Annotated in this window: 15 protein-coding genes; 7 read left to right on the forward strand and 8 right to left on the reverse strand. The window is 61.9% G+C overall.

Annotated features, from left to right (window positions below):
* Nucleotides 1–7 precede the first annotated feature (7 nt).
* The 7 genes from KHO30_RS07945 to KHO30_RS07975 are packed head-to-tail and all read left to right on the forward strand — an operon-like array spanning nucleotide 8 to nucleotide 6,166.
* A complete protein-coding gene (locus KHO30_RS07945) occupies nucleotides 8–985 on the forward strand; it encodes a type II secretion system F family protein (protein WP_200651418.1) in 978 nt (325 codons plus the stop codon).
* A gap of 52 nt (nucleotides 986–1,037) precedes the next feature.
* A complete protein-coding gene (locus KHO30_RS07950) occupies nucleotides 1,038–2,006 on the forward strand; it encodes a type II secretion system F family protein (RefSeq protein ID WP_200651417.1) in 969 nt (322 codons plus the stop codon).
* A 34-nt stretch (nucleotides 2,007–2,040) separates the two neighbouring features.
* Nucleotides 2,041–2,907 (forward strand): sterol desaturase family protein, encoded by an 867-nt coding sequence (locus KHO30_RS07955; RefSeq protein ID WP_211700505.1) that lies wholly within the window; start codon nucleotides 2,041–2,043, stop codon nucleotides 2,905–2,907.
* Complete coding sequence (locus KHO30_RS07960) at nucleotides 2,904–3,422, forward strand: TadE/TadG family type IV pilus assembly protein (protein WP_200651415.1); 519 nt, start codon at nucleotides 2,904–2,906, stop codon at nucleotides 3,420–3,422. The genes KHO30_RS07955 and KHO30_RS07960 overlap by 4 nt, the downstream gene beginning before the upstream one ends.
* 1 nt (nucleotide 3,423) lies before the next feature.
* A complete protein-coding gene (locus KHO30_RS07965; protein ID WP_211700506.1) occupies nucleotides 3,424–4,056 on the forward strand; it encodes a TadE/TadG family type IV pilus assembly protein in 633 nt (210 codons plus the stop codon).
* Nucleotides 4,057–4,104: 48 nt separating this feature from the next.
* Nucleotides 4,105–5,442, forward strand: a complete 1,338-nt coding sequence (locus KHO30_RS07970) for a TadE/TadG family type IV pilus assembly protein (RefSeq protein ID WP_200651413.1) — start codon at nucleotides 4,105–4,107, stop codon at nucleotides 5,440–5,442.
* 7 nt (nucleotides 5,443–5,449) lie between these two features.
* The gene (locus KHO30_RS07975; RefSeq protein WP_200651412.1) at nucleotides 5,450–6,166 is read left to right on the forward strand and encodes a methyltransferase family protein; all 717 of its coding nucleotides are present in this window, start codon (nucleotides 5,450–5,452) and stop codon (nucleotides 6,164–6,166) included.
* Here the strand turns inward: KHO30_RS07975 and KHO30_RS07980 are convergent.
* The 8 genes from KHO30_RS07980 to KHO30_RS08015 form a co-directional block, all read right to left on the reverse strand.
* Complete coding sequence (locus tag KHO30_RS07980) at nucleotides 6,163–7,341, reverse strand: MFS transporter (protein WP_093637853.1); 1,179 nt, start codon at nucleotides 7,339–7,341, stop codon at nucleotides 6,163–6,165. The genes KHO30_RS07975 and KHO30_RS07980 overlap by 4 nt on opposite strands.
* Nucleotides 7,338–8,132 carry a DeoR/GlpR family DNA-binding transcription regulator gene (locus KHO30_RS07985; protein WP_200651411.1) on the reverse strand — a complete coding sequence of 265 codons (795 nt, stop codon included), beginning with the start codon at nucleotides 8,130–8,132 and terminating at the stop codon, nucleotides 7,338–7,340. The genes KHO30_RS07980 and KHO30_RS07985 overlap by 4 nt, the downstream gene beginning before the upstream one ends.
* A gap of 157 nt (nucleotides 8,133–8,289) precedes the next feature.
* Nucleotides 8,290–9,138: an HvfC/BufC N-terminal domain-containing protein gene (locus KHO30_RS07990; protein ID WP_200651410.1), complete on the reverse strand. Its 849-nt coding sequence runs from the start codon at nucleotides 9,136–9,138 to the stop codon at nucleotides 8,290–8,292.
* Nucleotides 9,122–10,021: an MNIO family bufferin maturase gene (gene bufB, locus KHO30_RS07995; protein WP_244863967.1), complete on the reverse strand. Its 900-nt coding sequence runs from the start codon at nucleotides 10,019–10,021 to the stop codon at nucleotides 9,122–9,124. Before bufB ends, KHO30_RS07990 begins: the two co-directional genes overlap by 17 nt.
* Nucleotides 10,022–10,055: 34 nt before the next feature.
* The gene (locus tag KHO30_RS08000) at nucleotides 10,056–10,319 is read right to left on the reverse strand and encodes a BufA1 family periplasmic bufferin-type metallophore (RefSeq protein ID WP_234487631.1); all 264 of its coding nucleotides are present in this window, start codon (nucleotides 10,317–10,319) and stop codon (nucleotides 10,056–10,058) included.
* Between the two features lie 159 nt (nucleotides 10,320–10,478).
* Nucleotides 10,479–10,928 carry a copper chaperone PCu(A)C gene (locus KHO30_RS08005; protein ID WP_211700507.1) on the reverse strand — a complete coding sequence of 150 codons (450 nt, stop codon included), beginning with the start codon at nucleotides 10,926–10,928 and terminating at the stop codon, nucleotides 10,479–10,481.
* Nucleotides 10,929–10,964: 36 nt separating this feature from the next.
* A complete protein-coding gene (locus KHO30_RS08010) occupies nucleotides 10,965–12,416 on the reverse strand; it encodes a PepSY-associated TM helix domain-containing protein (RefSeq protein WP_211700508.1) in 1,452 nt (483 codons plus the stop codon).
* A 99-nt stretch (nucleotides 12,417–12,515) separates the two neighbouring features.
* Complete coding sequence (locus KHO30_RS08015) at nucleotides 12,516–14,900, reverse strand: TonB-dependent receptor (RefSeq protein ID WP_211700509.1); 2,385 nt, start codon at nucleotides 14,898–14,900, stop codon at nucleotides 12,516–12,518.
* Nucleotides 14,901–14,926: the final 26 nt, after the last annotated feature.

Consider the following 14,926-nt stretch of genomic DNA (forward strand, 5'->3'; position numbering starts at 1 on the left):
GACGGACATGAACACCTCGTTTATCGGCTTTGCGGTGCTGGCGTTTCTTGCGATCGTGCTGCTGATCGAAGCCGTCTATCTGTTCTGGAGCAGCCGTCATGGCACGGCCGTCAAGCGCATGGACGAGCGCCTCCGCGCGCTCACGGCGGGCGGCAATATCAGCACCGAGCAATTGTCGATTCTCAAGCAGCGCCTCCTGAGCGATTCGCCGTTCATTACGCGGCTGCTGCTGCACGTGCCGCGTGTCCACGCGCTCGACCGTCAGTTGCAGCAGTCCGGGCTGCGCTGGTCGGTGGCGCGGTTTGCGACCTATACGCTGCTGTGCGCGCTCGTCGGCGCCGTGCTGGGTTTCCTGATACAGGCACCTGCCCTGGTGATGACCGCCCTGGCCGTCGTGCCAGGTCTGCTGCCCATGATGATTCTGCGCCGCAAGCGCGCAAAGCGCGTGCTGCAACTCGAGCGTCAGTTGCCCGACGCAGCAGACCTGATTTCCCGTGCGCTGCGCGCCGGCCACTCGTTTCCTGCCGCGCTCGGCATGGTCGGCGAAGAATTGCCCGACCCGCTCGGTGGCGAATTTGCGCTGGTGTTCGACGAGATCAACTACGGCGTGTCGATGAACGATGCACTCCTGAACATGGTGAACCGCGTGCCGGTCGAGGATCTGCGCTACTTCGTGATCGCCGTGCTGATCCAGCGTGAAGCGGGCGGCAATCTGGCGGAGATTCTCGGCAGCATCAGCAGCATCATTCGCGAGCGGCTGAAACTGCTTGGGAAGGTGCGTGTGCTATCGGCGGAAGGGCGGCTGTCCGCATGGATTCTCGGCGTCTTGCCGTTTGCGATTCTCGCGCTGTTGTCGCTGCTCAATCCGGGCTACATCAGCGTGTTCTGGAAGGATTCGGCCGGTGTGCAACTCGCCGCAGGAGCGCTCACGATGATGCTGTTCGGCATCGTGTGGATGCGCAAGATCGTGCGCATTCATGTCTAGACCGTCCGTTCCATAGGTTCGAAAAGAGGAGCGCGGGCGCGGCCCGCAGACCATGAAAACAGAACAGATCGTCATGCTGGGGATGATGTTCCTGATCGTGTTTGGCGCGGCGCTGAAAGCGATGATGCTGCTGAAGCCCGATCCGGTGCAACGGCGTATCGAGGAGATCGGGCAGTCCGGCGCCATCAGTCTTGCCGATGCAGAAGGCGATGCCGGCGCGCAGAAGAGCTGGGTCGAAACTGTCACCAAGGTATCCGAACGTGTGGCCAGGCTTTCGCTTCCGAAAGAGGATTGGGACAAGTCGGCGCTGCGCCTGCGCTTTGCGAACGCGGGCATCCGCACACCGTCCGCTCCGGCCATCTATTTCGCCGCCAAGACGCTGCTGGCCCTCATTCTGCCCGCCGTCGCGCTGATTTTCCTCAGCAATGTCTTCGACGCTGACAAGCGGATGGTGTTGCTGCTGGTCGTGTTAGCGGTATCGGCGGTCGGTTTCTATCTACCGAACCTGGTGCTCACGCGCCTGATCGACAGTCGCCAGCGCAAGCTGTTCGAAGATCTGCCTGACGCGCTCGATCTGATGACCGTTTGCGTCGAGGCGGGCCTCGGGCTCGATGCGGCGATGATGCGCGTCACCCAGGAAATCGGCGTAAAAAGCCGTGCGCTGAAAGACGAGTTCGAAATGGTGCTGCTGGAATTGCGTGCCGGATCGGGCCGCGACAAGGCGCTGCGCAATCTGTCGCTGCGCACCGGCGTCGAGGATATCGATACGCTCGCCGCGATGCTGATCCAGGCAGACCGCTTCGGCACCAGCGTCGGCGATTCGCTACGTGTTTATACCGACAACCTGCGCACCAAACGGCGCTTGCGCGCCGAAGAGCAGGCTGCGAAGATCGCGTTAAAGCTGCTCTTTCCTCTGATGTTTTTCATTTTTCCGACGCTTCTGGCCGTGCTGGTCGGCCCGTCGGCGATCCAGGTCGCGCGCCAACTGCTTCCGACCATGACCGCCATGTCGGGTGGCTGAGCGATTGAGCGAACCATACCTACCGGGGAATTCCATGTTTGCGTCGAGCCCGTTTCCTGAACTGCTGATCCACGCGCGGCACTGGCTGAGCGGCTTTGCGCTCGCTCTGGTGATGATGGGCGTGGGCGCGGCGCTGGAGCGGCGCTGGCCTGCCGAGTTGCTGCAGTCGCGCGCGGGGATGCGTTTTAACGTCATCTACGCGGGGCTGTATATGGGGCTCGCGGAAGCCATGCGGCCGCTGATGGCGGTGGCGAGCGTCGCGATCATCAATGCGCTCGGCGGCGGCTGGGTCGTGCTGGCGTCGCGGGGGTGGGGCGCACTCGCTTCCATCGTGGTCGTGCTGTTGACGTTCGATCTGCTGGAATATGCGTTTCACCGCTTGCAGCATGCGTGGCCCGTGCTGTGGACGTTGCATTCGCTGCACCACAGTGCCACCGATTTCAATGTGACGGTGACGTTCCGGCACCACTGGGTCGAGGTGTTCCTCAAGGGCTGCCTGCTCTATCCTGTGGTCGGCGTGCTGTTCAAGGTCGAGCCGTGGATCGTCGGTGTCACAGCGGTCATTTTCATGTTCGGCAATTACTTCGCGCATATGAACCTGCGCGTCGACCTGGGTCGCTTCACGACGTGGGTCAACAATCCGCAATACCACCGCCTGCATCACTCGAACCGCACCGAGCATTTCGACCACAACTTCACGCAACTGCTGCCGCTGTGGGACCAACTGTTCGGCACGCTGTGGGTGCCGGCGAAACATGAATGGCCGGGTACCGGCCTGGACGACGGCGCACAACCGCGTTCGCTGCTCGCTGCGCTGAGCTGGCCGCTGCGTTCGCATGCCGGCCTTGGCGCCGTTCTGAACGGAAAGCGTGTCGAGATTCTGGACAAGGAGGCGAAATGAAAGCCATCCGGCGTGCCACCCGCCTGACATCCGCCCCAAGAGACAAGACGCGCAAGCAGCGCGGCGTAGCGACGATCGAGTTCGCGCTGCTTGCGCCGCTGCTGTTCCTGTTGCTGTGCATTGCGATGGACCTGGGCATCGCCCTATGGGTCAATCTGACGATGCAATACGCGGTGCGGGAGGGCGCCCGTTACTCGGTAACGGGGCAAAGCAATCTCGATCCGAATGCGACCAACCAGCAGCGTTATCTGGCGATCGTGCAGGAAATCAAAAATAGCTCGATGGGTCTCTACACACTCGTTTCACCGAGTTACGTGATTACCATCAACGGCGCGACCCAGAGCTACACCACGCAGACGAGTTACAGCACCGGCATGTTCGGCAATCCGGGCGACATCGTCGTGTTGCAGATCAATTGCATCTGGCCGCTGCTGACGCCGCTGGTCAAGCCGTTCTTTGCCAATGGCAAGTTCAGTTTCAGCGTCGCGGCCACGATGCGTAACGAGGGCTTCTGACATGCGCACCCATTCCTCGCGAAGAAGCCGCCACGCAGCCAGAGGCATCGTCAGCGTGGAAATGGCGCTGTTGCTGCCGATCCTGATCGCGTTGGCGCTGCCGGTGTATGACGTCGCGCGCAATATCCAGGCGCAGATGATTCTGATCAACGTGAGCCGCGAAGGCGCGAGCCTGTCGTCGCGCGCGTCGCTCACGTATCCGATGCAGACCATCATGTCGTCGCTGACCTCGACCACGCCACCGCTGAACATGAACGCGCACGGGATGATCTATATCACCGAGATCATGGGCAACAACAACTGCGACAGCAACGGCAACAACTGCACGGGCGTCGTGGTCGCCCAGTATCGCTGGAACGGCGGCAATTATTTTCCGGCGAGCCAGTTGTGGAACTGCGGCAGCAGCGGCACGCGCTGGGCCACCGACGGCACCGGCAGCTGCAGCGGGATTCCCGCGGCGGGGAGCACGTCGCCGGTGGTGAATCTGTTGCAAGGCAAACTTTCCGACGGCCAGATCGCGTATGCGGTCGAGACGTTCTATTTGCAAACACCACTGATCGGCTCATTGAATCTGGGCGGCGGCATCAAGACGCCGGCGCTCTCGCCCAATCTCTATGCAATGACGGTGTTCTGATTCAGGCAGCAACGGATTCAAATAAAAAAACGCAGGTCGGGGGATGCAATGAAAACAAGAGCGGCACATAAACGGCAGAAGGGCTCGGTCAGCATCATCGTGGCGGTGTCGCTGATTGCGTTGCTGGGCATCATCGGACTCGCGGTGGATTCCGGCTTCGGCTACATGATCAAGGCGCGGCTCGACGCCGCTACCGACGGCGCGGTGATCGCGGCCGGCGAAGCGGTCACGCGCGGCAATAACCAGACTGAGCAGACCGCCAACGCGCAACAGGCGGCCACCGCTTTCTTCGCGGCCAATTATCCGGCGGGCTTCCTCGGCTCGAGCGTAGCGGCGGGCACGCCGTCGATCGCGTTCAACGCCGGCACGGTCACGATCGGCATGACGGCGCAGGCGAGCGTGCCGGTCACCTTCATGCAGACGCTCGGTTTCAAGGTGCTGAACGTGAGCGCCTCGTCGCAGGCGATCCGCAAGACGCTGGATATGGCGTTCGTGATCGATAACACCGGCTCGCTGAATACGTCGGGCGTGCCGGCTGCCGTGCGCTCGAATGCGGTGGCGTTCCTCAATAATTTCGATGTGACCAACGATCGCGTGGCGCTGATGCACTTCGCGTACGGCACCGTAGTGGACGTGCCGTTCAACGGCAATACACGCGGCTTTGATCGCGCGACGATGGACGCCGATATCAACAAATACACCTTCAACGGCAGCACCAATTCAGCTGAAGCGATCTGGAATGCACGCAACCAGTTGAATACGGTGATCACGCAACCGTCCAGCCTGCGAGTGATCGTGTTCTTCTCGGATGGTGCGCCGAATAGCTTCTCATCGTTCTTCACGACGAATCAGAGCGGCTGCAATAACAACGCCGGTACGCTTGCGAGCCCCGATAGCGCGGGCACGATGTCGGGCCTGTACAGCATGGGCGCATTGAATAAAAAGCTGGCCTCGCCGTGCTACCAGAGCGACGCGACCAAGCTCGTCACCGCCATGCCGAAGTGGTACAACGCGCACAACGTCAACGAGCAGATTTTCCCGATCTGGCCCGTGACCGCACCGCGTGCCGTGCCGAACGGCAACATCACGTATGTGAACGTCAACCGCGCATCACGCAATCTGCTCGAAGCGATGGCGGCGCAGGCGCGCATCGAGGGCACGTATGTGTTCACGCTGGGCTATGGGCCCGAACTCATCGCGCCGGCTGGCCCGGACAATGAACTGGGCGAGGACGTCCTCAAATGCATGGCTAACACGCCGGATTCGCTGCCCCGTTGCTACAACCCGGCACAACCGGTCGGCGTGTTTTGTTACGCCGCGACGCCTGCCGATCTGAAGCCATGCTTCACGCAACTGGCCTCGCAAATTCTCCGCATTTCCAAGTGAGCACGCCATGACACCGACGACATCTTTGCAGGATCTGCCTCTCGCGCTCAGCCCTGTGGACGCGGCGACGCTGCCTTCGGCATCCGCATCCGATATGGACGCGTCCACCGGACTGCGTCGTGCACTAGTGGAAATTGCGGCCCGGCTCGGCGCTGCGACAATGCTGAGCCTGTTCGCCTACGCCGCGATCATGCAGTGGCGTGCGGCGCCCTCGCGGATCACGCTGCTTTTGCTGGTGGTGGCCGCGTGTGTGACGGTCGGTCTTTCGCTGTTTTCGCGCGTGCCGATGAAGCGCGACTGGCGGCTGTTCGCGTTCATCTGTTCGATGGGCGGCACGTATTACTTCCTCGCCGTGCGCCTTGCACCCGGCGCGCAACTGGTGCCGGAGATGGTCGGCGCATCGTTGCAACTGTTGGGGATTTTCTGGCAGCTATTCGCGAAGGCGTCACTGCGCCGTTCGTTCGGCATCTTGCCGGCGAACCGCGGCGTCGTATCGCGCGGCGCGTATCGCTTCGTGCGTCATCCGATGTATCTGGGTTACTTCATCACCGACATCGGCTTTCTGCTGGTGAACTTCGGCCTGCAAAACCTTCTGGTGTACGGCTGCCAGTTTGCCTTGCAGGTCGGACGGATCGTGCGGGAAGAGCAGCTTCTATCGGCTGACGAAAGTTATCGGACGTACAAGGGGCGGGTACGTTATCGCGTGATTCCCGGCGTCTTCTAACCAACACTCGCCCCACGCACCGCCTTCCCACCCGTCAAACAAACAACCATAGTAGCCACGACGAGCACGCATAACGCCACGCGCAAGCCAAGCAAACCCGCACCGAGTCCGATCAACGGCGGCCCCACCAGAAAGCCGGCATAACCCGCCGTGGCCGCCATCGAAACACCGACAGCCGGCGTCTCAGTCGAGCGGCCCGCCGCACTGAAAATCACCGGGACGATATTCGCGAGGCCGACGCCGACCATGGCAAAGCCCACGCAAGCCGTGAGTACGGTGGGCAGGCTCAACACCAGCGCGAGTCCAGCCGCCGCCAGCAGGCCGCCGAAGCCGATCACCTTGCTCGAACCGAAGCGCCGCACGGACACATCGCCGACGATGCGGCAAGCCGCCATCGAGAACGCAAACGCGGAATAGCCGACCGCCGCGACGCTGGCCGCTTCGGTCAAGGTAGCGCGCAAATACACCGCGCTCCAGTCGGCCACCGCGCCTTCCACCATCATGCAAAGGAACGCGAGCAACGCAAGCTTCATCACTTTGGCGTTGGGCAACGCGAAGCCGCTGGAGGACGCGGCCGCGCGCGGACCGAGATCACGCAACGCCAACACCGCGGCAGCGGCCATGAGGACGGCGATGAACACGGCCGGCAGCATGAGACCGCCGATCACGCCGACGCCGTTTTTCTGCAACATGGCGCCCGTCGCCGCGCCGAGCAGGCCGCCCGCACTCCACGCCGCGTGAAACGACGACATGATGGGCGACTTCCATTGCGTTTCGATCGTGCTGGCGTGGCCGTTCATCGAGACGTCGAGCGCGCCGTTCGCCGCACCGAGCAGGAGGAGCACGATGCCCAGTGTCGCCAGGTTCGGCGCAAAGGCGGGGAGCGGGAGCGCGATGACAAACGCAGCGCCGAGCAGCGCGGTGGCCCGGCCGCTGCCGAAGCGCGGCGCCAACTGTCCGGCCAACGGCATCGCGATGATGGCCCCCAGCGCGAAGGCGAACAACGCGATCCCCAACGAAGTGTCGCTGAGCGACAGGCTTTCCTTGATACGCGGCACTTCGACTGCCCAGGCGCCGATCCCGAATCCGTTGGCGAGAAACACGCCGAGGGTGGCCACCCGCTCCTTGAGCGGTTTCATGAGCGGTGTGCTGATCGGAGTAACGAGTGTTTTCATGAGCGCGCCACCATCACGTTGTCGCACACCGCTGCGAGTTGGGTACGCCGCGCGGCCGTCACATCCGCTTCGACGAATAGATGGTCCACGGCGCGCGCCGGCGCAACGTAAAACGGCGCAGCGGTCATCAGTTTTTCCGACGTCACGGCGATGGCGACCTGGCTGCTTGCCTGCACCATCGCCCGTTTGAGTTCGGCCTCTTCAGCGTCGAACGCGGCGACTCCTTCATCTGTATCGAACGCGCACGCACCCAGAAAGCAGAGGTCGGCCTTGATCTGCTGGATCTGCAGCAAGGCGGTGGCGCCGGTCGCGCCGGCTGCATGCTGAGCGATGCGCCCGCCGATAAGAATGATCTCGAAGCCCGGCCGGTTCAGGAGGCGCGCGCAAGCCTCGGGCGAGTTCGTCACGACGGTTAGATCCGCGTTGTCCGGGAGCGCCGCGGCAATCGCGACATTCGTCGACCCGGTGTCCAGCAAAATGATCTGTTTGGGCCGGACGATGGACGCCGCGACGACGGCGAGAGAGGCCTTCCGATCCACGGCTTCGTGCATGCGAACCGAGGCGTCTACGCCGGCAGGCGAGATCAACAGGGCGCCGCCGTACACGCGTTTGCAATGGCCCTGATCGGCCAGCTCGCGCAAGTGACGGCGGACCGTATGTTCAGATGTTTGGAGTTCGGCAGCGAGTTCGGATGCCAATACGCGGCCTTGAGCACGCAACCGTTCCAAAATCAGCTGTTCCCGCTCCTCGGGCAGAAGCCCGTCCACTGCGTCCTGCCTCGTTCGTTGCATGACTTCACCTTGCTCGATTGCGAAACGATCATAATCGAGCATAATTTAACGTAAACGAGCAGGGCGAGCAACGGTGCAGTCGAAATTCTTCTGAGGGACGGATTCGGCAGGTCGTAAAGCGTTTGCGTCGGCGCCGGCGGGGCGGTCTGCAATCTGCTTAACAGGGCTGGAGGCCTGTAATCGCCGAGGCCGCGATCCACGCGCGCCATTGCGACGTGAAATTGAATTCGGCATCGATTGCGAATGCCGAGTCGAGCGCTTCGTTGAGCGTCGTTCCACGTTGCAACGCATCGAAAGCCGAATGCGCGGCGGCGCATTGAACGAGTATCTGCGGCTGCCACTGCGGTCGCACGACCAGTACATGGGTCGGTGACTCGAAATTTGCCGGAAAGGAGCCACCTGGCTGATGCGCTGCCCAGATATCGGCGATCGCATAGCGCGACGAGATGAGCGCGCAGGCGGGATGCACGGCCAGTTTCGCTTCGAGCAAATCCTCGGGGCGGATGGCGGCCCATTCTGCAGGCGTAAGCACGTTGGCGTCCGCGGCAAAGTAGGCCAGATGCAGCGACCATTCGAGACGCGCGAGATCGGCGAAATAGCGGAAACGGGGAGCCTGTTCGTAGGTTTCGACGAAAGCCGGTAGCGCTGCGCCGAAGCGATTGAGGTCGCCGCTCTGTGACGGATGGGCTTCTGCGTAAGCCACCGACAGCGCATTGAAGTAGTCTTCACCGACTAACACCAACAAGACGGGATAGGCGCTCGCGAGTGCAGTCCGCCGGTGGGCGCGAATGCTGCTCCGATAGAGGTCGACGCGCTCGCGCAGATTGTCCGCGAGTTCGTTGCCGTTGCCTGGTGTTTGTTCAGAGACGCATGCAGCGCTCTCAGCGCGACTTAGCGCCTGATGGACTCCACGCCCCGTGCATTGCAGTTGCGCAAGCACAGGCCGCTGTTCGCCCTCCAGCGATTCAGCGAACATGCGCTGCAGTGACTCAAGCGGCGTGCGCATTATCGGCATCGTGTTGATTCGAAGGGGTGAGGGCCGATCGCCTGGCGTGCACGGTGTTCTGAATATCACGTACGCGATCCGCTTCATCGAGCAAGACGCTTAACGCCGGTACATCGGTATCCCACTCGATCAGCGCCGGTATCGTGCCGAACCGCTGCAGTGCGTATTCATAGAGCGCCCAGACTTCGTTGACGACGCGTGAGCCGTGATCGTCGACGACGGCGATGTCCGTCACGCGATGACCCGCAAGATGAATCTCGCCAATCGTGCCGATCGCCAGCGCGTTCATGGCCGCGACGGCGTCCTCTCCATGATTGCATTGGTTCACGTATAGGTTGTTCACGTCGAGCAATACGCCGCAACCCGTGCGTGACGCAAGTTCGGCAAGAAATGCAGTCTCGCCGTACTGATCGTCGCGGAATCGAACGTACGTGGAGACGTTTTCCAGCAAAACCGGCCGGCCGAGCGTGTCCTGCAATTCGCTGACACGCGAAGTGAGCAGCGAGAGCGCCGCCTCGGTCAAAGGCATCGGCAAAAGATCGTTCAGATGGCCAGCCGATGTCGCGCCCCAGCAAAGATGTTCGGAGACGGCAGCCGGCTCGATCCGCTCGATCAGACGTTTGAGCTTCGCAACGTGAGCGAGGTCGAGTGGCTTCGTCGAGCCAAGGCCGAGACCGACCCCGTGCAAACTGACAGGCAGGTCGCGTCGCACGGTGTCGAGCACGTGCAGGTCGAAGCCGCCGTCGCCGAAATAGTTTTCACTGTGCACCTCGACCCAGTCGACCGCAGGCGTAGCGTCGAGGAAGTCGCGGTAATGAGCATGGCGCAACCCGATTCCGATGCCGGGCGGCGCGCAGGCAGAAGGGACGAGGGGATGCATCATGGGCCCGGACTGGCACAGGAGCGCCGCATCCGCATCAGGAATGCTGCTCGTCGAACTTGCCGCCCATCTTCTGGCAGGTTCCTTTCGGCACGGTCTTGAAGTCGCCTTTGTCGTTGTCGACCTTGGCCTCACCGGCGCAGCCGTGCACACCGGTCTTGCTCGCACAGTCGTTCTGACCGGCCTTGGCGATGCCAAAGCACTGAACCTTCTCGTCCGCATGCGCTGCGCTGATGCCGGTGGCGGCGAGTCCTGCGAGGGCCGCGGCGATCAATGCCGGCCGGCTAAGTTTCGAGTTCAATTTGCTTCTCCTGAGTAAGCGGCGGTGGATCGCTCGCCGCACCATTTCAACCGTCGCTTCGCCATGGGCTGCTTCGGGGCTGAGACGGTGCGCCTGATTCGCAGCGCCGCGGCCACGCGTAAGCCGATTTTAAGCCTGCCGCACTAATTATCCGGCATGTTACTGGCTCATCGTACTCGCGCTTTTCACGGCACAGGAGGCGGTGACTTTCTCGCCGTCGCTGAATGAGAACGCCAGCGGGATCGTCGTGCCGATCTTGAGCGGCTGTTTCGGATGCTCCAGCATCACGTGATAGTTGCCCGGTGCAAAGACGAGCGAGCCGTGCGCGGGCACCGCCACCTGATGGACCATCGCCATGGAAGACGTGCTGCCCTGGCTTTGCGTCTGATGCAGCATGGCCATGCCGAAAGCGTCAGTGCTGATACCGGTGAGATTGACGGGCTGATCACCCGTGTTGCTGGCCTTGAAATAGCCACCCGATGGCAGATCGCCCGGCAACGCGCGGATCCAGCAGTCCGATACGCTCACGGCTGCAGCGGCACCGGCGAAGGCCTGAATGGATGATCCGCACAGCAAGGCGGGGAGGAGAAGTTTGCGTGTTGTCTTCATGAGGTGTTCCTTGTTTTTAACAGCGGAAATGAAGCGTTAAGCAGCTTGCCGCGTGGCGCGGCCAAAAATCGTGCGATCGGCAAGCCACACTGCGAGCAACGTGGCGCCCATCAACGGAAAGACGATACCGAGCAGAACGAGACTGGTTTTCCAGCCACGCATCGGCGGTGCGGCACGTTCGCGCGAGGGTGCGCCGAGCGAGCGCTGCGGGCGTCGCTTCCACCACATCACGCAGCCGGTCACGGCCATTCCCGCGAGCCCAAGCGAAATCGCAGCGCAGAGGATCTGATTGGCGACGCCGAAATAGCGGCCCATATGCAACGACGTGCCGTACGACACGGCTTTCGACACCGCGCCGTAATCGCCGTAGCGGATGTCTTTCAGCACCGTGCCGCTGTATTGGTCGATGTACAGCGTGCGCTCGTCTTTCGGGTCGGCGGGAAAGTACGAGACGGTGTAGACGCCCGTAGCGGATGACGGCAGCACGATGCCGTAGCCGCTCTGGACACCGAGCGATGCGACGAGGGCGACGATGCGTCCGAGCGGCAGCGCTTGCGCCGCGTGTGCATCGGCGGATTGCGGCACCGGCGTGTTGCCGACGGCCCATGGCGTGAGCGGCAACGGCAAATCGTCCATCACCATGCCCGGCATCGAGTCCATGTTCGCCTGATCAGCGCCGTGCGCCGCTTGCGTTTCACCACGCGCTCCCGGCAGGACAGAACGCAACGGCAAACCTCCCCACGAACCTGGCGGCGCGCCAAGATTGGCGGCGGTCGCGAGCGCCTTGAACTGCTTACCCCATGAGCCTGTCCACGGCAGACCGCTCAGCACGAAGATGAGCGCACCGAGCGCGAGCCAGATACCCATCACGGCGTGAAGATTCTTCCAAAGCGCGCGTCCTTGCAGCGAGAAACGCGGCACCAGCGCAGCACGTGCGGTGGTCTTCCCGCGCGGCCACCAGAGTGCGATGCCGGTGCCGATCATCACCAGCGTCCAGCACGCGGCCAACTCCATCAGCAATTCGCCTGGTTTGCCGAGCAGCAGCTTGCGGTGAAGCATGCGGTCCACCTGCATGAAGCGGCGCTCGACGCTTAGCGTGCCCAATACTTCGCCGGTGTAGGGGTTCAGATAGACACTCTGTTTTTCGCCGTCGGCGAGGCGAAAAATGAACTCGGTGCTGCGATCCGGTGCGCTCGCGATAGGAGCCGTCACCGCGCGCGCATCGGTCGGCATCGCCGCGCGGGCTTTGGCGAGCAACGCGTCTTCAGTGAGCCTTGGCGTGGCTTGCGGTTCGACGATCAGGCGGTGCGGGTAAAGCAGCGGTTCGATTTGCGGCTGGAAGCAATACAGCGTGCCGGTGATCGCAAGCACGACCAGAAACGGCATCACAAAGAGACCTGCGTAAAAGTGCCAGCGCCAGAGCGTTCGGTAGCCGGCATTCGCTGCGCCTGTTGCCGAGGTCGCGCGTTGTGCGGTGGTGGTGGACATTCAATCCTCCTGAAGCAAAAATGGGTCGATCGGTTTGCGCAGTGATGCACGCGCTGGTTTGCAACTCACGAGTGCAAACCGCGCATGCCAATCGCGTGTTCACATACGCAACTTTGCTTCGACGTAAAACGTGCGGCCCGGATACGGGTGATAGACGAAGTAGCGCGCGTCAAACAGGTTGTCGACGCCGATACCAACTTCACTCAGCTTCGTCGGCTTGAACGTGAATTTCGCGTCCGCCACCGTGTACGAACTGGTGCCGCCGAATACATCGGGATTCGTGTCGGTATTGGTGAGCGTGTTGTATTCACGGCCGGAGTAGCGCGCGGCAAGCGTGATCGCTGCGCGTTCGTCGATGTGATACGTCGCGGCGAGATTCGCGCGCCACAGCGGAATCCGATAGAAGTACTTGCCGACGGTGGCCGGGTTCTGCGCATTCGCGATGATCTTCGACTGCGTGTACGCCACGCTCGCCAGCAGATCGAGACCACGCACGAATACATCCTGTCCCGAGTAGCTCGTTTCGACGCCACGCGAGCGCACCTTGCCGATGTTCTGGAAATTCGTCACATTTGGAATCACGGTCGTATCGGTCTGACTGAAGATCGTGTTCTTCACGTCGTCCTGAAACAGCGAGAAGCGGAACACGCCATTCCAGTGCGCCCATTCAGCGGTCAACTCCTTCGAGAGATCGTCTTCGGGCTTCAGGTTCGGATTGTTGTTGATGATCGAGGAGCCGTTGATTTGCCCCTGGAACATCTCACCCACCGTCGGAAACCGATAGGCGCGGCCAATCGATGCGCGCAAGCTCAGATCGTCAGTGACATCGAACGACAATGAGGCTTTCGGCGAAAAGTGATGCTGGTTCGCGTCGCTATACGGAAAGGCCTTGCCAGGCAGCGCCTGCGAGCCGCCGTAGGCTTGCCAGTCTTCGTACCGTACGCCGTAGACCAACTTCCAGCGCGGCAGAAAGTGCCAGGCATCCTGGGCGTACAGCGCCTGGGTCTGCGTCTTGCCCTTGAATGCATTGGCAAACGAGGTCGCCGCGCCGTCGCGCCAGTTCAGCGTGTTGTAGCTCTCGTTGTCGAGGAAATAGTTGTCGTAGTGATAGCCGAAGCTCAGCGCATGACTCGTCAGGCCCGCTTGCGGCGTGACGGGTGTGTAGGTGGTGCGCAGATCGAGCGTTTTCCAGCCGGTGCCGTCGCCAAAGATCACCGTGCCGGGGCCGTTGCCCGGCGCGCCCGAATTCGCGGTGCGCGCCACGCTGTTGCCGACGTCGTAGTACGAAGCGATCGCTTCGCCATTCCAGCCAGTGGCGTTGCGGGTTTTCAGCGTGAGGCCGTATAGCCAGTTTTCGCTGTAGCCGAGGCTCGGGGCGAAGGCGGCCGCTGGAATCGTGTACTCGTAGCCGCCGATCGCGACCTTGCCGCTGTATACCGGGTTGCCGTTCGCGTCGCGCAGGAAACTCGACGTCGCGCTGTTATAGGTCTGGTGCCAATAGCCGAGTGTGAAGGCGGCCTGCAGTGTCGGCGTGAAGTCGTACTGCATCTTCAGCTTGAACTGGTCCTGTACCGTGTGTTCGATCCCTTCGCCGTTCACGCCGAGCACCGCGGTCGGCGTATTGGTCTGGTTGTTGTAGAAGTACGCACCAGTCACCGGTGTGTCGCCGGCTTTCGCGGGCGTACTCGACTTGGCCAGCGTGGCGAATTGCAGCGGCTGGCTCGTGTTCTCAAGGTGATTCACGCCCAAGCGATACGAGAACTTCCCGATCTGATCGCCGATCGACGCGCTCGCCTCACTGCCGTTGAAATTCTGATTCACGCCGAACAGGCTGAAGTGCTGGGTGAAGGCTTTGACGTCCGCGTCGGCTTCGAACTTCTTCGGCATGCGGGTGCTGATGAGCACCGTGGCGCCGAGCGAATTGCCCGGATAGAGCGCGGAAAACGGCCCATAGATCACGTCGACCTGCTGGATCTCGTCGGGAAACACCATCGACCAGCGCGGCGGAAACGAATAACTGTTGCCGAGCAGATTGCTGAGCAGCAGACCGTCCGCATAGACGAGACCGCGTGCGCTCTGCGTATTGCTGGTGCCGCGTACGGCGATGATCGAGTTCAGATCGCCGATAAAACGCTTGCGCACGGCAAGGTTCGGCATGTACTTCAACACGTCTTCGGTATTGACGACGTTCCAGTTGTCGAACTGTTCGCGCGTTACGGTTTCGACCGAAGCCGGCAGATTAGGGTCGACGGCGCGCGGGGTGGCGACGGAATTGGCACTGGCGGTGACGCTGACAGCAGGCAGCGTGGCGTCGGCGGGTGCGCTATCCGCGTGAGCCGGGGAGGCGATAAATGCCGGCGCCAAGGCCGGAACTAGCGCAGAAAAATAAGCCGGGAAATGCGACAGCGGCCGCCGGCCGGATGGAATGCGCCGGGCGCCGCGGCGGGCGCAAAGGGGCAGCCTTCGCAAAGCGAAGTTGAGCATGAACGTTTCCTTGATGCATTGAACAG

Source organism: Paraburkholderia aspalathi, assembly GCF_905220735.1.
GTDB classification, from domain to species: domain Bacteria; phylum Pseudomonadota; class Gammaproteobacteria; order Burkholderiales; family Burkholderiaceae; genus Paraburkholderia; species Paraburkholderia aspalathi.